The following is a 20486-nucleotide window of genomic DNA, read 5'->3' as shown; positions in this document are numbered from 1 at the left end:
GGACTATGAGCATCACGGATGTCATTAAATATGAGGGCAATAACCAAACTTTTATCTGGAAACACCCCTCAGAAGACTTCAATACGGGCTCGCAACTCATTGTTCACGAGACCCAAGAAGCAATTTTCTTCCTTAATGGCCAGGCCCTGGATTCGTTTGGACCAGGCAGGCATGAACTTGAAACTCAAAATCTACCGTTACTGAACGGCGTTTCGAAGATAACGACCGGCGGTGTCAGCCCGTTTCACTCAGAGGTCTACTTTGTTAACCTCATCGAGCAGATGGGCATCCGCTGGGGAACCAATTCCAAGATTCAGTTCATGGAACCGACTTATGGGTTTCCGCTCTCGCTCGGGGCATCCGGAGAGATGGCTCTTGCTGTAAAAGAGCCCCGCAGGCTCCTTCTCAAACTTGTTGGAACCGAAGCCTTGCTCTCCCAGGACAAGTTGATCAGTTATTTCAAAGCTTTCCTGCAAACTCGCATAAAAACTCATCTCGCTCAAGTAATTACCGAGCAAAAGCTCTCCATTTTCGAACTCGATGCACACCTGGAAGAGCTATCCGACTCGCTTAAGAACAAGCTGCTTTCCGACTTTGCCGCATACGGCCTATCATTAACACAAATGCTGGTCACCGCCATCGTCAAACCCGAAGGTGATCCGGTATACGAGAAGTTTAAGGATCTCCATTTCAAGCAATATGCCGACGTACGCGCGGCACAGATAAAACAGCAGGTCAGCATTATCGAACAAGAAACCGCGGCGCAACGCACCGTAATCTCTGCAAAAGCACGCGCAGAAAAACGGCAAATCGAGGGCTATACCTATCAACAGGAGCGTAGCTTTGATGTTGCCGAAAAGATGGCCCAGAACGAAGCGACTGGCGAATACGCAAACATGGGCATAGGTCTAGGCGTAATGGCCGGTGTCGGCGGGACCATGGGGTCAGTCATGACCGATGCGCTCTCACAAGCGACTAGCACGTCCGCGACGCAGCCTATCCCTGCAGATACCAATTCGCAGCAAAGTGCTGCGAAGTTCTGTTCCGAATGCGGCTATCGCTTCTCTGGAACCGAGAAGTTCTGTCCCGAGTGCGGAGCACGGAGGTCATAATGAAGAACACCCAAGCATATATTGCAGCAATCCCCGTAGCCCTCTTCATGGTTATCGAAAGCGTGGCAATCCTTTTATTTGGACCCTCAACCACTTTTTGGATTGAGAGCGCATTCTCTTTGGTCATGCTCGCCCTGGTGGTTTCAGCCTTGTTATTTGGACCCCAAACGAATCTTAAGATATTTGGTGTCTCAAAGATACTTGTTATTGGCGTATCGTTTGCAGTCCAATTGTTGCTAAACCTGCTAGGGTCCGCGTTAAAAACAGAGGCGCTTCCAGCAATTCCAATTCTCAGTTTTCTGCCAGCAAGCGTTGCGACAACCGCACTCTTCGCAACGGGCGCTTCCGAATCTCACACATCTACTATTGAAAACCAGGTTTCAAGCAAATCGCAATTTATGCAGAACCTTGAACTTCAGCTAAGCCTGCTTTTAGATGAATCACCTTCAGAGTTGCGCGCATCAATGACCAGCCTCTTGGAAACGTCAAGCTTTGCCGACCCCGCCAGTTGTGAAGCAAGCGCTCAAGTTGAAGATGAAATATCGAGCGCGCTTCGTGATCTATCGCAATCAATCGAATCAAACGATATCGAAGGTGCGGACTCGAAAATATCGCGCATGGCTTCGTTGATAAGGCAAAGAGCAGCACTGGTTAAAGCAAGCAAGGACAGCCAATGATCGATAGGGATAAATTAATCTCGCTTCTTGTTTCAAAAGATATTCCGGTAAAAAAGACCCAGAGATACAAAACTATTGGCTATCGAATAAAGCTCGAGAATGGAACAGCCGTATATGTCTACGACAGCGGCGGCTTCTTTTGTCAAGGAAATAACGCTGATCAAGTTCGAGAAGCCATTGAAGATGAAATCGTTGACGAACCAAACAACAAAGTTTTCGTTGTTTATGGCCACGATAAAACTGCACGAAACCAACTCCAACGTCTTCTCGAAGAGTTGAATCTCGAGCCAATTTTTCTCGATAATCAGCCCATGGGGGGCCGAACAATAATTGAACAACTAATGGAATACATCCCTCGTGCAAATTTCGGAATCGTGCTTATGACCCCGGACGATATGGGCTATCCAAAGAATGAACAGAATCAACCACAGCCAAGAGCTCGCCAGAACGTAGTTTTGGAACTCGGGATGCTACTGATGAAATTTGATAGGTCCAGAACCGCGATCCTTCTCAAAGAAACTGACCCGCCAATAGAAAAACCGTCCGATATAAACGGCATGTTATATCTCCCTTACAAGGATGACGTTTTTGAGATAAAGCAGAAACTAATACGGGAAATGAACAGCAAGGGGTATGAAATGGAGCAATCGAAATGAAGGCGCTGCAATGCGAGCTCTGCGGAAGCACAGAAATAATCAAGGATGGAGACTTCTTCGTCTGTCAAAGCTGCGGAATGAAATACACGCTTGAAACCGCAAAGAAAATGATGGTCGAGGGCGTTGTCCAAGTCGAAGGCACGGTAAAAACAGACCGCACTGAAGATGTCAATAGATATCTCGCCCTAGCTAGAACTGCTCAAAAAGCAGGTAACAACGCCGATGCTGAGAAATATGCCTCCATGGTCCTCGAGATTGATCTTGAGAACGCCGAGGCATGGTCAATAAAGGCAAAAGCGATAGACTGGCAGCTCGCGTTTGACAACGATCGCTTGTCGGAATCAAATGCAGCATGCATTAATATGCTAAAGCTGCTAAATCGAGTCCCATCAGATTTTGATGAGATAAACGACGCGCTAAACATAGCGATAGGTTTCATTGAGCATCTGCGAGCTATCGCAAACTCAGAGACAGACTTTTTCTGCCAGAAACTTGCAAATCTACCGAATGCGAAGAATCTAGAGTTAGTTCAATCGGAGCTTATTCGTCACCTACAGTCGCGTGAACTCCAATGGAAAAATATAGAGGCCGCGTGCGAGTTACAGACGGCTGCCGTAAAGAGGCTCAGCAAGGAGCAGGGGGAGAGTGCCGAGATACCTGAGAATATCGAAGAGTTCCTCGACGCCTTTACCGAAGACCTTTCCGGTCTTGCAGAGCGCAACATTTCATCAATGTATTTCAATGCTGCAATCACAATCCTAAGCTCTGCGGTCCACGGCAGTAACGCATGGTCAGAGCGATGGAACAAGGTCCGTGTGTTTGATTACTACGGGACAAGTGATTTCGACTATGACAACGAAGAGGAAGCTTTTGATTTATGCATAGACGCATACGATAGTTGCGTAAAAGCAGCTCGCTTAGCCATCGACCTCTCTGACAATAAGGTCGCAAAGCAAGGTGCTGCCACAGATGAGCTGCTCTTAAAATGCTGGGGCATATTGTGCACTCTCGAGGAGCGATGTATCAATGTCCGAACAAATCGCCGATACCACAGCCAATACTCCAGCGGGCAAATAACTAACGACGGTTTTTTCCTCAGCGATGAGGCGAAACAGCTTCGGAGGGAACAGCTAGTAAAGGACATGGCAAAGCGTGACGAATACGACCCCGAGAAGAAGAAGGAACGTGAGCGCGCTGAAAAAGAAACAGAGCTCCAGGCCAAATATTGGTTAGATAATCCTGTTAAAAAGTCGCAAAAACAATGGCTCGAAGAGGAATTTGACCAGCTGGGAAACGAACTTCGAGAGCTTAAGAGCAGACGTTCCTTCTTCAGCCCATTCGAATTCAAAGCGAAACGAGAATGTGACGCAAAAATAGAACAGGCTCGCGCGCGCAGACAGGAAATCAAAAACTCTTTGAAGGCCTTAGACGATGAACTCATGGCGTACGTGTCGAACGAGATTGAATCATAATCTCCTCTATTTGACACGAGAGTCCGTTGGGGCCTCAAAGGCACCTCAATGGAGCAAGAACAGCTTCACGCTGTAAAGGAATAGCGGGTGAGTCCTTGGAGTGTCCATTCATCTGGCAACCGATGCTCACTCTAGTCCGAGAAGATTAAGTCCCGACCCCGTCATCCTGCACACAAGCGGCCTTGCGGACACCTTTTCTAAATAGCCGGCGGCGATTAGGCTTGACAATGACCTACTCGCCGTCGGCTTTGTTACATCGAGATAGCCCGACACGCCATCAAGTGTGGACTCACCAAAGGCTTCAAAAATATGCATCTGGGCCGCATAAAAAAGAATATCTTTTGCCCTTTCGGTAAACGAGCCGTCGAGCTCTTCGATCGCCATCTTAAGATCCTCAAGCTGCGTACGCTTTTCGACCAAATCACTCAGAACGGCATCTTGCGCCTGCTCCACCAAATCAAGCATCATTGCGACAAACGGAGTAGCTTCACTGCCGTTAAGGGGCCTCTCCACCACATCGAACGCCTTGTAATATGCGGTTTTATTCTCGGCAATCGCCCTAGAGAGCGACAGCACGGTCGGCTGCGATAGCGTCTCGTTCAAGCTCAACGCGAGAAGGTATCTCCCCGTCCTCCCGTTGCCGTCATAGAAGGGGTGGATATATTCAAAGAGGAAATGGCAGAGCGAGGCTACATAAAGGCTTGGGACATCTTCGCGATTGCCAAACTCTATCATCTTGCCAAGGAGGTCAATGATTTCGGGCTCCGAGGAAACACCCTGATGGAGAATCTTGCCCCGACTGTTCTCAATCACAACGGGACCCAAACGGAACATCTTGCCATCCGGACGGTCCTTCGGGTCAAGCACGCCTTTAGTGACGGCATCGAAAATCTCGCGGATATCCTCGGGTTTGCCGGGACGACTTGAACCATCCACCAGCTGAAGATAGAGACGAGCGAATTCAATAAAAGGAGTGTGTTCCTTTTCGGCGGCACCGCAAAGTTCGACCGCAGCATCCTCCGCAGACTCCAGTGCCGCTTCAATCTGGCGCCGCGTGCTGTGTACGCCCTCCATCTCGTTGCTGAAAACAACCTCCTCAAGCACCAGCGAACGAATCGAGGCCCCCAAAGCCACATAAGGCAAGCTGTTCCACAGGTTGGAAATCTTTCGCTCTTTTCTGAGAATCCGCTCGCCAGCAACGGACAGCTCCAAAGGAACACAAGCAAACAGTTCACCGTGCTCAAGGTGAATTCCAGTCCGCACCGTGCCGTCGGCAGTAAGACGTTCGCGCAGCAGCTCGTCATGGCGAGCATAACGATCGGAGCTTGAATCTGCATAAAAGAGTTTTTCGAGTGTCTTGTACGCCATCGCTTCATCGCTCCTTTGAAATCAAATAGCTTAATCGACTATCATTATTTCGAAAAAGTCTGGTATTTGCAATTAAGACTGCAAAAATGTGTTGGCTAATTTCAAAGTACGGGGTTTTGAAAATTAAGATTCCCCTATTTACATAGCAACTCCGGCTTCAAACCTCAACAAAGCTCAATGCAAAAGGCGCGCTGTCTGCATCAACCGCAGACAGCGTGCCTTCTTCTGTTTGGGCGGAAACCGCATCCCAGTTTTCTAGCCCAGAACGGGACGCGGTTTCCCCTGAGCCCTCTCGCGGAAACTGTGTCCCATTTTGGACCTCGATTCTGGGACACACTTTCCGCAACGGGCCTCTAACGGAAACTGCGTCCCGTTCTGAGCGCCTATTCTGGGATGCAGTTTCCCAAAGGGCCTTGTTCCGGAAAGCGTATCCCGTTCTGAGCCTTCAAACCGGGATGTGCTTTCCCGTAGAGGCCCAAAGCGGAAACCGCATCCCGTTTCGAGGCTAACTTTCAAACTGGAATGCCGTCTCAGCACCGGTATCGGCTACTTGCCGTCGTCGTCCTCGGCTTCTTCTCTTGCGTAGAGCTCCAGCATGCGACGGTGGTACTCGTGCACGGCGAGCTTGGCGCGCTCTAGGCGGCGACGCTCACGCGGGGTGAGCTCGGACGGATCTATCTCGTCGCCATAGGTCTTATCGGCAAGCAGATGCGCCGCATCCACAATGCGCGCATCGATGCGTTCGCTCGCCGCCCGATCAGAAAGGCGCTCGGCAATCGTGTCGAGTGTAGGCAAGCCTTCGAATACGCGACCATGTCCATGCGACGTCAATAGCTCGTGCTCGCGGGCGAGAAGACTTGCCAGGTCGTGATGGGCACGCAGGATATTGAGCGCATCGGCGGGATGCTCGGCAACCTCCGCCACGGCGGCGACCGGCGCCGCATCGACCACGCGGTAGAAGAGCTGCGCGAGCAGTGGCATCAGGAACACCGTGATGGCGCCGGCTGCCACCATAACCGAAGCGACGCCTTGCGATAATGCGCCGGCATTGACGGCGACGCTCGTCACGGCGACGATGATCGGCAGTGCCGTGGTGCAGTAGAGCGCCACGGTGATGCGACCGTAGGCAGAAACATCGCGCGTCTTAGGGCAGATGCCCATGGAGACAACGATGGGCACGGCACGGATAACCAGCAACGCCACGATAAAGCCCACGAGCAGGCCAGGGCGCGATGCTACAGCCGTCAGGTCGATCTTGGCGCCCGAAACGGTAAAGAACACCGGGATCAAAAAGCCATAGGCAAGGCCATCGAGTTTAAGCTCGAGCGTATGGTTGCCCTCGGGGATGATGTAGCGCAGGACGAAGCCCGCGGCAAAAGCGCCCAGTACGATATCGAGGCTAAAAATAGCGGAAAACGCCACGAGCGTGACCAGGATGAGCACTGTGAGGCGCACGAACGTCTGAGAAGTCGTATCGGCGCGCTCCTGAATAAAGGCAAAGAAGCGGCTGCCAATACGCTTGGAGCGGCTGGGGACCACGGCAAGCAGCACGCACACCACGGCGAACAGCCCCAAGATCAACAGCGTCTCGACACCCGTACGGGCAGACAGCAGCACCGACATGGCGAGCACGGGTCCGAGCTCGCCCCACGTACCATAGGCAAGAATCGAATCGCCGACGCGCGTCCCAGAAAGCGACCGCTCGCGCAAGATGGGCATGAGCGCCCCAAGCGCCGTCGAGGTCAACGCCAGCGTCACGGCGATGCCATCAAAATGACTGACCGAAAACCACGGGGTAAAGCGCACGGCAAGCCAGGCGATACCAAACGTGACGACCCACGTCGCCATGCCGTAACGCCCCTCGATGCCCGTGATGTTCTTGGGATCGATCTCAAAGCCGGCAAGCAGGAACAAAAAGGCCAGGCCGAGCTCGGACACGAGCGAGACCTCGGCATCCACATGGATAATGCCGAGCATATGAGGTCCCAGCACCGCGCCAAACACGAGCAAAAAGACCGTCTCGGGAACGGGTTTTCCGGGAATCGCCGAGGCGATGAAGGGACTTGCAAAGGCCACGAGTGCGATGATGGCGAGCGAAACAAATGCCATGTGATGCCTTTCTCTTGTTTGCGCTCCACTGTAGCACCCTCGCCGTCCTCAACGCGCCACGAGCTGTCGTATCATAGTGAGGTTTAAAAGTATGTGGCTCAAGGCGATCGCGAGGCTTGCCCCGCAAACCGACCGCTGCCGCATACCGCACCGTACGCCCAACCGATCAGGAAGGCAGGAACCAATGGTCTCTCGTATCTACGTGGAGAAGAAACTCGGGTTCGACGTCGAGGCTCAGCAGCTCAAGGGCGAGCTGAGCGAGATTCTCGGCATCAAGGGCATCGAGGCTCTGAGGATCATCAACCGCTACGACGTCGAGGGCATCGATGAGGAGCTGTTCCGCTCCTGCGTGCCGACCGTCTTTAGCGAGCCCCAGGTCGATGTGACCTACAACGAGCTCCCCGCAAGCGATGGCGCCGTCTTTGCCGTCGAATTCCTGCCTGGCCAGTTTGACCAGCGCGCCGACTCCGCCAGCGAGTGCGTGCAGCTCATCAGCCAGGGCGAGCGCCCCGCCGTGCGCTCCGCCAAGGTCTATATGATCTCGGGCGCCCTGGACGAGGCCGCCATCGATGCCATTAAGCACTACGTGGTGAACCCCGTCGAGGCCCGCATTGCCTCACTCGACCTACCCGAGACGCTGCACATGGAGACCCCCGAGCCTGCGCCCGTCGAGGTGCTTGACGGCTTCCGCGAGCTCGACGAAGCCGGTCTTGCCGCCTTTATCTCCGAGCGCGGTCTTGCCATGGACGAGGCGGACATCGCCTTCTGCCAGCAGTACTTCCGCGATGAAGATCGCGACCCCACCATCACCGAGATCCGCGTGATCGACACCTATTGGTCCGACCACTGCCGCCACACCACCTTCGGTACCGTCCTGGATGACGTGACGATCGACGACGCCGTGGTGCAGCAGGCCTTCGACCGCTACATGGAAATGCGCCACGAGCTCGGTCGCGACGCCAAGCCCGTCTGCCTCATGGATATGGGCACCATCGGCGCCAAGTATCTCAAGAAGACCGGCGTCATGACCGATGTCGACGAGTCCGAGGAGATCAACGCCTGCACCGTCAAGGTAAAGGTCGATGTTGATGGTGAGGACCAGGACTGGCTGTTCCTCTTTAAGAACGAGACCCACAACCACCCGACCGAGATCGAGCCCTTCGGCGGTGCCGCCACCTGCGTGGGCGGCGCCATCCGTGACCCGCTCTCGGGCCGCAGCTATGTGTACCAGGCCATGCGCGTCACCGGCGCCGGCGACCCCACCGTCCCGGTTTCCGAGACGCTCGAGGGCAAGCTCCCGCAGCGCAAGCTCGTGACCACCGCCGCCGCCGGCTACTCCAGCTACGGCAACCAGATCGGCCTTGCCACCGGTCAGGTCAACGAACTCTATCACCCCGGCTACGTGGCCAAGCGCATGGAGGTCGGTGCCGTCGTGGGCGCTACCCCGGCAAACCACGTGCGTCGCGAGTGCCCCGCCCCCACCGACAAGATCATCCTGCTGGGCGGCCGCACCGGCCGTGACGGCATCGGCGGCGCCACCGGCTCCTCCAAGACCCAGAACACCGAGTCCATCGAGACTTCGGGTGCCGAGGTCCAGAAGGGCAACGCCCCGGTCGAGCGCAAGCTGCAGCGCCTGTTCCGACGCGGCGACGCCTGTCGCTTGATCAAGCGCTGCAACGACTTTGGCGCCGGCGGCGTCTCGGTCGCCGTGGGCGAGCTTGCCGACGGCCTGTATGTCGACCTCGATACCGTGACCAAGAAGTACGACGGCCTGGACGGCACCGAGCTCGCCATTTCCGAGTCCCAGGAGCGCATGGCTTGCGCCGTCGCCGACGGTGACGTCGAGGAGTTCATGGGCTACGCCGCCGAGGAGAACCTGGAAGCGACCGTTATCGCCGAGGTTACCGCCGAGCCGCGCATGCGCATGGCCTGGAACGGCGTCGCCATCGTCGACCTGTCCCGCGAGTTCCTCAACTCCAACGGTGCGCCCAAGCACCAGGCCGCCCACGTCTGCGCCCGCAGCGTGTGGCAGCCCAGCTGGGCCGGCACCACGCTTGCCGAGCGTATGACCTCGCTCGTCACCGATCTTAACGTCGCCTCCAACAAGGGCCTTTCCGAGCGCTTCGACTCCACCATCGGCGCCGCCACCGTGCTCATGCCCTTTGGCGGCAAGACGCAGCTCACCCCGAGCTCTGCCATGGTCGCCAAGTTCCCCGTGGACGGCGAGACCACCACGGCGAGCGCCATGGCATGGGGCTTCAACCCCTACCTGATGGAGGCCGACCAGTTTGCAGGTGCCTACCTGTCCGTAGTCGAGTCCATCGCCAAGCTCGTCGCCGCCGGTTTTGAGCACAAGCGCGCCTACCTCTCCTTCCAGGAGTACTTCGAGCGCCTGCGCACCGAGGCCGAGCGCTGGGGCAAGCCCATGGCAGCCGTTCTGGGTGCTCTTATGGCCCAGGTCGATCTGGGTGCCGGCGCCATCGGCGGCAAGGACTCCATGAGCGGCTCGTTTGAGGACGAGGCCGGCGAGCTCAACGTTCCGCCGACCCTCATCAGCTTCGCCGTGGCCGTGGGTCGCGCCGCCCGCGCCACATCGCCCGAGTTCAAGGGCCTTACGCACCGCGTCGTCCGCATCGCCCCCGCCACCTATGGCGAAGACTACCGCCCCGATGCCCAGCAGCTGCTCGCCGCGTTTGACGCCGTCGAGGCGCTCACCGCCACCGGCGACGCCCTGGCCATCTCCACGCCCGGCTACGGCTGCGGCGCCGAGAGCCTCTTTAAGATGTGCGTCGGCAACCAGATCGGCATCGAGCTTGCCGAGGACGTGGACGTGGAGAGCCTCTTCACCCCGCTCTACGGCAGCTTTATCGTCGAGCTCGCAGAGGATGCCGAGCTGCCCGAAGTCGCCGACGGCGTTGTCGTCGAGCCCCTGGGCACCACCGTCGAGGGCTATGTCATCGACACCGGCTCCGAGGTCATCGAGCTCTCCGAGCTCCAGGAAGCCTGGGAGAGCGGCATCGAGGGCGTCTTTGCCTACCGCAGCACCAGCGAGCAGCCCGAGGCCGAGACCATTGACTATCGCGCCAAGGACATCCATGTGTACGGCGGCGCCAAGATCGCCCGCCCGCGCGTGATTATCCCCGTCTTCCCCGGCAACAACTGCGAGTACGACAGCGCCCGTGCCTTCCGCGCCGCCGGTGCCGAGGCCGACACCTTCGTGATCAACAACCTCACGCCCGAGGCCGTTGCCGAAAGCACCCACGAGCTTGCCCGTCGCATCCGCCAAAGCCAGATCGTCATGATCCCCGGCGGCTTCTCGGGCGGTGACGAGCCCGACGGCTCCGCCAAGTTCATCACGGCGTTCTTCCGCGCTCCCGAGGTCACCGAGGCTGTCCGCGACTTGCTCAAGGCCCGCGACGGCTTGATGCTGGGCATCTGCAACGGCTTCCAGGCCCTGGTCAAGCTCGGCCTGGTGCCCTACGGCGATATCGTCGACGCCACGCCCGACGCGCCCACGCTGACGTTCAACACCATCGGCCGCCACCAGAGCCGTCTGGTGCGCACCCGCATCTCGTCCAACCTGTCCCCGTGGTTGTCGCAATGCAGCCTGGACGACCCCTACACCGTCGCCATCAGCCACGGCGAGGGCCGCTTTGTCGCCAATGACGAGGTGCTCGCCCAGCTGATCGCCAACGGCCAGGTCGCCACGCAATACGTGGACGAGGACGGCAAGCCCAGCATGGATCTTTCCGTCAACCCCAACGGCTCCGCACTCGCCATCGAGGGCATCACGAGCCCCGACGGCCGCGTCCTGGGCAAGATGGGCCATGCCGAGCGTCGCGGCGACAACCTGTACCGCAACGTTCCCGAGCATGTACCCGGCGATAAGTTCATGCCGATCTTTGAGAGCGGCGTAGCCTACTTCGCCTAAAGACGTTCCCATCGGGTACAATCCCCTCGGGTAACGACGCCCGCCGCCGGCACCTCCGGTGGCGGGTTCTTTTTTGCTTCGCGCATACAGGAAGGACATCATGGAAAGCCGCAAGCCGCATCTCGCCACCCTGCCCGGACTCATTCTGGGCTGCCTTATCTGCTGTGCGCTCTGGGGATCGGCTTTCCCCTGCATCAAGATCGGTTACGAGCTCTTTGGCATCCCCGCACACGATAGTGCCTCGCAGCTGCTCTTTGCAGGCTTGCGCTTCACGCTTGCCGGCGCCCTGGTCATCGTTGGGATGAGCGCGGCGAAGCGCCGCCCACTCATCCCGCAGGCTCGCGACATCAAGCCCATCTTTGTCTTGTCGATTTTCCAGACGATCGGTCAGTACTTCTTTTTCTACCTGGGACTCTCGCGCGCCAGCGCCATGTCGAGCTCCATCATTGAGGCCAGCGCCAACTTCCTCGCAATCCTCTTTGCCGCTCTGGCGTTTCACACCGAGAAGCTCGATACAGCCAAGGTGCTTGGCTGCGTGTTGGGCTTTGCCGGTGTAGCGCTCGTCAACCTTTCGGGCGCGGATGGCACCTTTGGCTTTGCGCTCGACGGCGAGGGCTTTATCCTGGCTTCCACCGTTGCGGGCGCCCTGTCGACCTGCCTCATTGGCATTTTCTCGCGCGAGCATGACGGCGTTTTACTCGCCGGCTGGCAGTTTTTAGTCGGCGGTCTGGTCCTTACCGCCATCGGGCTTTTGATGGGCGGCGCGCTATCCCCCACCAAAATCGTCCCCGCCATCGCGCTCATCATATATATGGCACTCATTTCCGCCGTCGCATACTCGCTGTGGTCTCGCCTGCTCGCCGTCAACCCCGTCAGCCGCGTTTCGGTCTTTGGCTTTATGAACCCGGTCTTTGGCGTAGCGTTGAGCGCGCTGCTGCTCGGCGAGGGCGCTGGCACAAGCCCCGTTACCGTCATTGTGGCCCTGCTCCTGGTCTGCGGCGGCATCATCATTGTCAACAAACCTAAAAATGCCTAACAAGCCAAGCCCTTGCGTATGCCGCACCTGCAGCGGACATTCGCGTGGTCGCTTTTTCTAGCGTATCTGGACGCCGGCCTTTTTCTTCTCGTGCTTTACGCGGTAGAGCTCCGCATCGGCAGCGCGAAGCAAGTCTTGCCAGGTATCGACACCATCACCGACCCGTGCGTAGCCGATGGACATCCGCAACAGATACAGCACCTCGGCACGCGCGAGCTCGTCGTTGATTGCCTCGCACAGACGTATGATGTCCTGTTCCGCCGTCGCCTTTTGGAGCACGACGAATTCATCGCCGCCATAGCGTGCAATAAAGTCACCAGACGACGAGCAGACATCTTTGAGCGCGGTCACCCTCCACATGTCCGTAGCGATCATTAATCTGCTTAAAGCCATCAGCGTCCATCATGAGCAGATACACATCGCCCGTATGATCCGCATTCGAGAAGAGCGACAGCATATAGGTCTCAAAACGGTTTCGATTGTTGAGGCCAGTCAATGGGTCGGTCGAGATCAGCTGCTCCTGGCAGACGATGTAGAGCAGCAGCATGCTAATCATTATGCCGACACAAAGCCCGGGCACCGAAAACACGACCTGAAAGGTGCCGCCCACCAGGGCCGGAATGGCGAAAAATGCCAAGGTTCGATAGATGGCCTTCTTTTGTAGACTCTCGACCCTGCGCGATTGCACAAACGCGTGCAGGGACGTATGAATAACGTAGCAGTAGCTGACGATGGGCTGGATCATATAGGCAAAGCAGCGATGATACACGCCCTGCGCATCGATATAGAACAGGGCGTGCGTCCAGCAGCTCGTAAACGCCAGCACGACCACCAGCACCGTAGGCAACGTTACGAGCGCCACCTTATAGCGCGCGGTCAAAAGGCGAGAGCCCTGCACTGTCTCGGAATAGATAAACCAAATGAAAAACGCGATGGCAAAGAGTGAAAACGAAACCACGTTGGAAATCCAGTTGGTGGCAATGCCCAGCGTGCCGTCCACACCATCCGAGAGCGTCCAGATCATATCGAATAATATTTACGCGGCAGAGGTATAGCCGAGCATGCTAAACAATAGCTGCTGGGTACTCGAGAATAAAGAGCGACGGCTTCGCGCGGCAAGCCCGATAAGAACAATCATGCAGAGCAGGAATATCTCAATCTTGAGTGCCTTAACCACTAGACGCCATCCCTTCAATATCCAAGTGGCCAGAATCTCCCGAATCGTGCCTGGGAAATAAACACCCCCTATTCCGTAGGGGTAAAGGGAGTCATAGCAGAGCGTCCGAACATTACTGCAAGACAGCTTCCGTTCGGACGCTCGAGCGGCGCGAATTGCGCGCCGGCATCATTGATGAATGATGATTGCTACTCGCCATAGATGTCGGTCGCGACAGCCTCCTCGATGGCCTCGACACCGGCGGGCGACAGGTCCTCCTTGCCCTGGCAGAACTTCTTGTCGACCCAGCCAGTAAGAATCGGAGCCATGATCGCCGTGATGATAACGGCGGTGGCGATCTGGGCGTACGCGGCGGGCGCAAGCTCTGCATAGCGCGGCGCCACCTCGGCAAGAGCAACCGGCGTGGTCATAGCCGTGCCGGCGATGGTGGAGCAAGCCACGGCGGCCTTGCCGTTACCACCGCACAGGCGCTCGAACGCAAAGGTGATGGGGCCGACGACAAACAGCGTGACAAGGCCCAGCAAGATGCCGGAAATGCCGCCGGTGACAAAGCTCGACAGGCTCATGGACGCGCCGAGTTGAAATCCGATGACGGCAATCGCGGGATTGGTGCCGGGAACCAGCAGGTTCTTTATGAACGGGAAGAGGTTGCCCAAAACCATACCGATGACAAGCGGCAGGATGGAGCCGACGATGGTGCCCAGCGGGATGTTAGCAAGACCAGAAACGCCCAGGATGATCATGGTGACGGCGGGGCCGGCCGTAAAGAACAGGATGCCCACGGCGCCCTGCTCGGACTCATCGCCAAACTCGCCCATGATGCCCGTATAGAGCGCCATGTTGCAGAAGGTGATGCCGCCGATAATGGAGACCGAGCTCAGGCCCAAAAAGTTGTCGTTAAAGAAATACGCAACGCCCAGGCCCAGCGCGGCTGCCACCACAAGCTTAGGGATCAGTACGACGACGCCGGTCTTGATAGCGCCCGGCGTGGACTTAAAGCTGATGCCGGCACCCACGAAGAGCAGGATCGCGGCGACGATGGTATTGGAACCGCCGCGACAGGCGGCGGTAAAGAAGCCACCGATCTCGAAGACCTGCGGGCAGAAGGTATTGAGCAAAAGACCGACGATCATCGGGTAGATCATGATGTCGCCCGGGATTCGCGGTACTTTGAATTTCTTTTGCTCGTTGGCGGTCGCTTCCTGTGCCATGAAACCCCCATTTCCGTTGACGGGATACAAAAGCCCACGTCATACTTTGCTACAGTAAAGTTTGACCATGGTACCAGAAGAAGCAGACCGGCTCGGTGAGAAATTCGATTCGCAAAGTCGAGACGGTAAACGCGCCCTGCTCTTATACGAGGCTCAAAACGATATAGAGCACGATGCCCGAGACGCAGCACCACAGCATCGACTTTGTCTTGATTGCCACCGCCACGACGCCGGCAGATGCGATCCAGGGAATCAAGCCCTGCCACAAGCCGGCATCGAAAGCGCCGGGGCTTATCAGGTCGTTAGCGACTAGCGCCGCAAAGGCAGCGGGCGGAATATAGCCCAAGGCCTCGGTAACGCGGGGTGAAAGCGTTCTCCCACGCAAAGCAAACGCCGGGGCAATGCGGAAAAACGCGATGGCCGCCCACGACGAAAGCCACAGGACCAAAAACTCGTTAACGGGCATCGCGAGCACCCCTTCCTTCGGCGAGGGCATCGCACACGAGCGCCGCGGCAACGCCGACGAGTACGCTTACCGGCACGGCGACATTCGTCCACCCCAAGAACTTGCATACGGCGACGGATGCCGCAGCCAAAACGGCAGCTACGGCATTGCCACGCGACAGTCGCTGCGAAAAGAGCAGGCAGATAAAGAGCGATGTGCAGACAAAACCTGCAAGAGCGGTGGGGACATCGACAACGGCACCGACAACGGCGCCCGTTGTGCACGAAACGCCCCATGTTGCGATGAGGATCACGTTGAGCGCAAAGGACTCGCGCGGACCCCAATCCTGCCCCTCAATCAACTTGGCAAGCGAGATGCCATATGCCTCCTCGGTGAGCGTCGCGGCAACGGCCAGCGTCTGACGCTTCGAGGCGCCCGCCAGATGCGGTGCGATCGATGCCGAGTAAAGTGCAAAGCGCGAGGAGATTGCGGCGACGCTAGCGACGATCGATGCCGCAGGCACGCCCGCCAGCCACAGGTTGCAGACCATAAACTGTCCGCAGCCCGTCACAAACGTGCTGCTCAGGGCAAAAACCATCCATGGTTCCATCCCCGCCTGCGCCATAATCATTCCGCACGGCGCACCTATCGCAACATAGGTAAGCATCACCGGCCAGACGGTTTTTAAGATCTTGAGCACCATAACGTTCCTCGTCCCGACAAGCTGTCCGAGCCGCATTCAACGACACGGCAGAATCATCGCCCGGCAGCAACCGACATCACCTACAATTGCCACCGGATCGAAAGATACAGAAAGACACAACTTTTTAGGAAGTCATTATGACAGCTATCGATCGTGTGCGGGCAGCTGCGGCCTTTAAGACCTATACCGATGCCTACGATGCCGCCAATCCACGTATCGCACTCAAAATCGAGCATACGTACCATGTTGCCGAGGCATGCGATGCCGTGGCACGTAAACAGGGTTGGTCACCGCAGGACATTGACCTGGCGTGGCTGTGCGGACTGCTGCACGATATGGGTCGTTTTGAACAGCTGCGGCGCTGGGACACCTTTAAGGACACCGAGAGCATGAGCCATGCAGCGCTGGGCATCGAGGTCCTCTTTGGCGAGAATCCCGCCGATGCACCCGCCGTAACGAGCATCCGCGACTTTATCGATGACCCGGCAGAAGATGAGCTCATCCGAGCGAGCATTGCCTATCACAGTGATTTCCGTCTACCCGCGCAGCTCGACGAGCGCACGCGGAGCTTCTGCGATATCGTGCGCGATGGCGACAAGATCGACATTATGCGCACCATCGCCGACAGCACCGTCGACACTATCCTCAAAGTGGATGAGGACGCGTTTGTAGCCAGTCGCTTCTCGGCACCGACGCTTGCCGCCTTTGACGAGCACCGCTGCGTCGCACGCGATGAACGCAACGAGCCCGCAGACTACCTGGTGGGACTCATCTGCTTTATGTTTGAGCTCGTCTATCCGACAAGCCGTGCGCTGGCGCGCGAGCAAGGCGATATCTATCGCCTGCTCGACGCGCCCTTTGGCATTACGCGACCCTTTATCGACCCCACCACGCAGGCAACCTGGAGCCGCCTTAAGGACGAGCTGCGCCGCTGGCTGGCAAGCGCTTAGCACTCGAGCTGAGCCAGCAACTCCTCAACGACCTCGACGGCGTTTCCAACAACCTTGTACTGGGCGGCGCCAAAGATGGGGGCATCCGGGTCCTCATTGATGGCGATAATGCACTCCGCCCCACCGATGCCGGCGAGATGCTGGATAGCACCCGAGACACCGATGCTCACGAGGAGCTTGGGCGAGACCGATACACCCGTCTGGCCAATTTGATGGCGATACTCCAGCCAGCCGGCCTCCACCACGGGGCGCGTGCAGCCAAGCTCGGCACCCAGAGCCTCGGCAAGCTTTCGCATCAGCGGTAGGTTTTTCTTGGAGCCAATGCCGCGGCCCACCACGACCAGACGCTCGGCATCGGCAATTGAGGCCTGCTGTCCCCACTCCTCGACGGGAATCGAGATCTCGACACGGGCCTTAACGTCCTCCGCAAGCATCACCTGGGCAATCGTGCCGGAACGGCCGTAGTCGAAGTCGGGAGCCTTAAAGATGCCGGGGCGCACCGTTGCCATCTGCGGACGGTGGTTGGGGCAAATGATGGTGGCCATCAAGTTGCCGCCAAACGCCGGGCGCGTCTGCTGCAGCAAGCCCGTCTCCGCATCCATCGAAAGCACGGTGCAGTCGGCCGTAAGGCCCGTCTGCAAACGCACGGCAACGCCGGGTGCCAGTTCGCGGCCAAAGGCGGTCGCACCGTACAGAATGGCCTCGGGCTTGCGCTCTGCCACCAAATCGCAGATCAGGCGGGCGTAAACCTCCGCGTCGTTCTGGCGCAGACGCTCGTCGCGACAGACCAGGACCTCGTCTGCACCGGCGTAAACCAGATGCTCCAGGTCACCGAGAGAACCCTCGGGGCCCATACCGACCAGTGCGACCAGACGGCAGCCGCGAGCATCGGCAAGCTCGCGGCCCTTACCCATGAGCTCGTAGGCCACAGGAGCCACGGCGTCGTGCTCGTCAGTCTGCACGAAGACCCAAATGTCTCGATATGCATCAAGGTCCACCGCGCCAGCGGCCTCGTCGCGCTCAATCGAGATAGCGCTGACAGGGCAGGCGTCGACGCACCCGCCGCACAGGATGCAGCCGTCGGTTACGCGGGCGCAACGGTTGGGGCGCTCGCCCTCCACCACAATGCCACCCGAGGCGCAGGCGCGAACGCAGCGGCCACAGCCAACGCAGGCCTCGCTATCGATTATCAGTCCGCTCATCTATGCCATCTCCTCGATAATCTTGGCAAGTTTTACCGCCTGCTCGGACGCCGTTCCCTCAACGGCCTCGCACGTTTGGTCACGGTCGGGCACAAACGAACGCACGACCTGCGTCGGTGATCCGGCAAGGCCGCAACGCGAGGGATCGGCGTTTACGTCGGCAGCGCTAGCCACGCGCACGTCTGCATCCTCGGCCGCGCGAATGCCGGCAATACTCGGCATGCGCAGCTGGCCAATCTCCTTGGCGGTCGTCATCGCACACGGCATCTCCAGGTACACCGTCTCCTCGCCGGCATCGCAGCCGTGGACGAGCGCCAGCGAGCCACACGTCGTAAATCCCGCGCTCTGCACACAGCTCACGTCGGTCACGCAGGGGATCTCAAAGGCGCCGGCCAGCTCGGGGCCGATCTGGGCCGTATCGCCGTCCACTGCCATCTTGCCGCAGATGAGCAGGTCAAAGTCCTCATCGAGTGCCTCGATACCGCATTTGAGGGCATAGGTGGTGGCTAGGGTATCGGCACCCGCAAAGGCTTGGTCGGTCAGCAGCAGCGCGTCGTCGGCACCGCGGGCGATGCAGTCGCGCAGCAGCGATTCGGTCGCGGGGATGCCCATCGACACCACCGTCACACGCACGTCCATGCCAAAGCCGATAAAGTCGTCCTTCAGCGCCAGCGCGCATTCCAGAGCGCTTGCATCGAACGGGTTAATGACCGCCTGCTTGCCATCACGCACGATAGTATTGGTTTTGGGGTCCATCTTGACCTCGGTGCTTCCGGGCACCGCCTTGACGCACACCACCATATGGAAATCACTCATCTTCACGCGCCCCCCTTCTGGACGAGTCCATCCAAGAACTTCTCCGCAAACAGGTTGCCGCGACCCAGCTGGCCGGCAGGATCGAGCTGGAGTTTGAGACGCGCCGACTCGACCATGGCCTCGTGGCCGTACATCGTCTCCAAGAAGCCCGCCTTGATCTTGCCGACGCCGTGCTCGGCAGAAACAGCACCGCCCATGGCCGTGACCTCGGAAGCCCACTGGGCAAAGAGTTCTCCACCGCGACGGTAGTCTTGCGCATCGCGCGGCAGGATGTTCACATGCAGATGGTTGTTACCGATGTGACCCCAGGCGGCAGATTCAAGCCCACTTTCGGCCAACGTGCGACGATAAAGGGCGATGACATCGGCCAAGTGTGCATTGGGCACCGACATGTCCGAGCCCAGCTTGGTGATGGTAGGATCCATGCGGCGGCGCTCGTCGATAAGCATGTTGACGCTCTCGGGGACCGCATGGCGGAAGAACCGCTGGCACTCGCGATCAACCTCGGTGCGCGCGACCCATGTCGCATCGTCGCGGCCGCCCGCAAGCTCCAGCACCCACCCCAGGTGGTACAGCTCCTCGGTCGCCTGGGCCTCGTCATCGCAGTCGAGCTCCACGTAGACACAGACCTTGGCCTCTTTGTCGAGCACCGGCAGCGAGGCAAACGCCGTCGACTGCTCGCGCTGGCGACGCAGGATATCCAGGGCGCTAGCATCGAAGTACTCGATGGCAACCGCATGGGACAGGACAGGGCGCACGGAATCGGTAAAGGACACGGCCTTGTCTTCGCTATCGAAAAAGCAGCTCACACCCCAAACGACCGCAGGTGCCGCTTGCAGGGCAATCTCGAGCTCGGTGATAACGCCGAGCGTGCCGCAAGCGCCGATAAAGAGGTCGATGGCGTCCATATCGTCCGCAACAAAATAACCCGAGGCATTTTTGGTCTTGGGCATGGTGTAGCCAGGAAGATCGAGCTCGAGTGTGTGGCCCTCTGCCGTCACGAGCGACAGGTGGCGGCCCTGGGCAAAAGCCTCGCCGCGCTGAAGCTCAAGCAAATCGCCATCAGCCAGCGCGACGTGGAGTCCCGTGATATGCGGGCGCATGGGGCCGTAAGCGTAGCTGCGGGCGCCGGAGGCGTTGCATGCCGCCATGCCGCCCAGACAGGCAGATGCCTCGGTGGGATCGGTGGGAAAGAACTGCTCGCGGGCCTCTTGAAACTCATCGTAGGCCTTAAGCGATGCCTGGTCCCAGCCAGCGGCCGGCAGTACCTTCTTGCCCAGCTGCTTGCGCAGTTCCGAAAGCACAACGCCCGGCTCCACGCGCAGCAGAAAGCGGCCTTGTTCATCGCGGCGAAGGCCCAAGTAGCGATTCATGCGGGAAGTATTGAGAATGTGACCGCCATGAGGCACAGCGCCGGCGGCAAGACCGGTCCGGGCGCCCTGAACCGTCACCGGGACACGCTCGGCATGGAGCTTTTTCAAAATGGCGCGGACCTCGTTCTCCGTTGTCGGAAACGAGATGCTTGAGGCCTCGCCCGATGTGCGAGACTCATCGCGGCCATACTCTTCGAACTCGTCGGTGAAGGGTTTGATGGTTGCAGACACGCGAACTCCCCCTTTAG

Annotated in this window: 15 protein-coding genes and 1 pseudogene; 7 read left to right on the top strand and 9 right to left on the bottom strand. The window is 58.2% G+C overall.

The genetic code is table 11. The features are described 5' to 3' along the window. The first annotated feature begins 5 nt into the window (after positions 1–5). From DXB98_RS05500 to DXB98_RS05485, 4 genes are read left to right on the top strand one after another with little or no spacing between them, the layout of a single operon-like run. The gene (locus DXB98_RS05500) at positions 6–1112 is read left to right on the top strand and encodes an SPFH domain-containing protein (RefSeq protein WP_117743421.1); all 1107 of its coding nucleotides are present in this window, start codon (positions 6–8) and stop codon (positions 1110–1112) included. Then, positions 1112–1789, top strand: a complete 678-nt coding sequence (locus DXB98_RS05495; protein WP_117743420.1) for a hypothetical protein — start codon at positions 1112–1114, stop codon at positions 1787–1789. Before DXB98_RS05500 ends, DXB98_RS05495 begins: the two co-directional genes overlap by 1 nt. Beyond that, the gene (locus DXB98_RS05490) at positions 1786–2445 is read left to right on the top strand and encodes a TIR domain-containing protein (protein WP_117743419.1); all 660 of its coding nucleotides are present in this window, start codon (positions 1786–1788) and stop codon (positions 2443–2445) included. The genes DXB98_RS05495 and DXB98_RS05490 overlap by 4 nt, the downstream gene beginning before the upstream one ends. Then, on the top strand, positions 2442–3917 hold the full coding sequence (locus DXB98_RS05485) for a hypothetical protein (RefSeq protein ID WP_117743418.1): 1476 nt from the start codon (positions 2442–2444) through the stop codon (positions 3915–3917). Before DXB98_RS05490 ends, DXB98_RS05485 begins: the two co-directional genes overlap by 4 nt. Before the next feature lie 126 nt (positions 3918–4043). Here DXB98_RS05485 and DXB98_RS05480 read toward each other — a convergent pair whose 3' ends face one another. Beyond that, on the bottom strand, positions 4044–5285 hold the full coding sequence (locus DXB98_RS05480; protein ID WP_117743417.1) for a Fic family protein: 1242 nt from the start codon (positions 5283–5285) through the stop codon (positions 4044–4046). 546 nt (positions 5286–5831) lie between these two features. Further along, on the bottom strand, positions 5832–7394 hold the full coding sequence (locus DXB98_RS05475) for a cation:proton antiporter (RefSeq protein WP_117743416.1): 1563 nt from the start codon (positions 7392–7394) through the stop codon (positions 5832–5834). A gap of 184 nt (positions 7395–7578) precedes the next feature. Here DXB98_RS05475 and DXB98_RS05470 point away from each other — a divergent pair, with 184 nt between their 5' ends. Together DXB98_RS05470 and DXB98_RS05465 are read left to right on the top strand one after the other, a co-directional pair. Beyond that, positions 7579–11325 carry a phosphoribosylformylglycinamidine synthase gene (locus DXB98_RS05470; RefSeq protein WP_117743415.1) on the top strand — a complete coding sequence of 1249 codons (3747 nt, stop codon included), beginning with the start codon at positions 7579–7581 and terminating at the stop codon, positions 11323–11325. A gap of 100 nt (positions 11326–11425) precedes the next feature. After that, positions 11426–12361 (top strand): DMT family transporter, encoded by a 936-nt coding sequence (locus DXB98_RS05465; RefSeq protein ID WP_117743414.1) that lies wholly within the window; start codon positions 11426–11428, stop codon positions 12359–12361. 57 nt (positions 12362–12418) lie between these two features. On the opposite strand, the pseudogene DXB98_RS05460 reads toward DXB98_RS05465, so the two are convergent. The 4 genes and pseudogenes from DXB98_RS05460 to DXB98_RS05440 form a co-directional block, all read right to left on the bottom strand. Beyond that, a pseudogene (locus tag DXB98_RS05460) lies at positions 12419–12818 on the bottom strand (GGDEF domain-containing protein). Positions 12819–13726: 908 nt separating this feature from the next. Then, positions 13727–14749 (bottom strand): 2-keto-3-deoxygluconate permease, encoded by a 1023-nt coding sequence (locus DXB98_RS05450; RefSeq protein WP_117743411.1) that lies wholly within the window; start codon positions 14747–14749, stop codon positions 13727–13729. Between the two features lie 142 nt (positions 14750–14891). Beyond that, the gene (locus DXB98_RS05445) at positions 14892–15215 is read right to left on the bottom strand and encodes an AzlD domain-containing protein (protein WP_117734514.1); all 324 of its coding nucleotides are present in this window, start codon (positions 15213–15215) and stop codon (positions 14892–14894) included. Further along, a complete protein-coding gene (locus DXB98_RS05440) occupies positions 15205–15861 on the bottom strand; it encodes an AzlC family ABC transporter permease (RefSeq protein ID WP_255413325.1) in 657 nt (218 codons plus the stop codon). Before DXB98_RS05440 ends, DXB98_RS05445 begins: the two co-directional genes overlap by 11 nt. A gap of 173 nt (positions 15862–16034) precedes the next feature. On the opposite strand from DXB98_RS05440, the gene DXB98_RS05435 reads away from it, so the two are divergent. Further along, positions 16035–16847 (top strand): HD domain-containing protein, encoded by an 813-nt coding sequence (locus tag DXB98_RS05435; protein ID WP_117743410.1) that lies wholly within the window; start codon positions 16035–16037, stop codon positions 16845–16847. Here the strand turns inward: DXB98_RS05435 and DXB98_RS05430 are convergent. From DXB98_RS05430 to DXB98_RS05420, 3 genes are read right to left on the bottom strand one after another with little or no spacing between them, the layout of a single operon-like run. Beyond that, complete coding sequence (locus DXB98_RS05430) at positions 16844–18049, bottom strand: electron transfer flavoprotein subunit alpha (protein WP_117743409.1); 1206 nt, start codon at positions 18047–18049, stop codon at positions 16844–16846. The genes DXB98_RS05435 and DXB98_RS05430 overlap by 4 nt on opposite strands. After that, on the bottom strand, positions 18050–18865 hold the full coding sequence (locus DXB98_RS05425) for an electron transfer flavoprotein subunit beta/FixA family protein (RefSeq protein ID WP_117743428.1): 816 nt from the start codon (positions 18863–18865) through the stop codon (positions 18050–18052). Positions 18866–18867: 2 nt separating this feature from the next. After that, positions 18868–20469: an FAD-binding oxidoreductase gene (locus tag DXB98_RS05420; protein WP_233505100.1), complete on the bottom strand. Its 1602-nt coding sequence runs from the start codon at positions 20467–20469 to the stop codon at positions 18868–18870. Positions 20470–20486 lie beyond the last annotated feature (17 nt).

Source organism: Collinsella sp. OM07-12, from assembly GCF_003438275.1.
In the GTDB taxonomy this organism is placed as follows: domain Bacteria; phylum Actinomycetota; class Coriobacteriia; order Coriobacteriales; family Coriobacteriaceae; genus Collinsella.
Note: the sequence above shows the minus strand (reverse complement) of the source record. Positions and strands in the feature narration are given on the sequence as shown.

Coding starts and splice junctions, on each gene's coding strand:
- DXB98_RS05450 (WP_117743411.1), bottom strand. CDS start 14,749: ATGGCACAGGAAGCGACCGCCAACGAGCAAAAGAAATTCAAAGTACCG.
- DXB98_RS05440 (WP_255413325.1), bottom strand. CDS start 15,861: ATGCTTACCTATGTTGCGATAGGTGCGCCGTGCGGAATGATTATGGCG.
- DXB98_RS05430 (WP_117743409.1), bottom strand. CDS start 18,049: ATGAGCGGACTGATAATCGATAGCGAGGCCTGCGTTGGCTGTGGCCGC.
- DXB98_RS05480 (WP_117743417.1), bottom strand. CDS start 5,285: ATGGCGTACAAGACACTCGAAAAACTCTTTTATGCAGATTCAAGCTCC.
- DXB98_RS05490 (WP_117743419.1), top strand. CDS start 1,786: ATGATCGATAGGGATAAATTAATCTCGCTTCTTGTTTCAAAAGATATT.
- DXB98_RS05470 (WP_117743415.1), top strand. CDS start 7,579: ATGGTCTCTCGTATCTACGTGGAGAAGAAACTCGGGTTCGACGTCGAG.
- DXB98_RS05485 (WP_117743418.1), top strand. CDS start 2,442: ATGAAGGCGCTGCAATGCGAGCTCTGCGGAAGCACAGAAATAATCAAG.
- DXB98_RS05475 (WP_117743416.1), bottom strand. CDS start 7,394: ATGGCATTTGTTTCGCTCGCCATCATCGCACTCGTGGCCTTTGCAAGT.
- DXB98_RS05465 (WP_117743414.1), top strand. CDS start 11,426: ATGGAAAGCCGCAAGCCGCATCTCGCCACCCTGCCCGGACTCATTCTG.
- DXB98_RS05425 (WP_117743428.1), bottom strand. CDS start 18,865: ATGAGTGATTTCCATATGGTGGTGTGCGTCAAGGCGGTGCCCGGAAGC.
- DXB98_RS05500 (WP_117743421.1), top strand. CDS start 6: ATGAGCATCACGGATGTCATTAAATATGAGGGCAATAACCAAACTTTT.
- DXB98_RS05445 (WP_117734514.1), bottom strand. CDS start 15,215: ATGCCCGTTAACGAGTTTTTGGTCCTGTGGCTTTCGTCGTGGGCGGCC.
- DXB98_RS05435 (WP_117743410.1), top strand. CDS start 16,035: ATGACAGCTATCGATCGTGTGCGGGCAGCTGCGGCCTTTAAGACCTAT.
- DXB98_RS05495 (WP_117743420.1), top strand. CDS start 1,112: ATGAAGAACACCCAAGCATATATTGCAGCAATCCCCGTAGCCCTCTTC.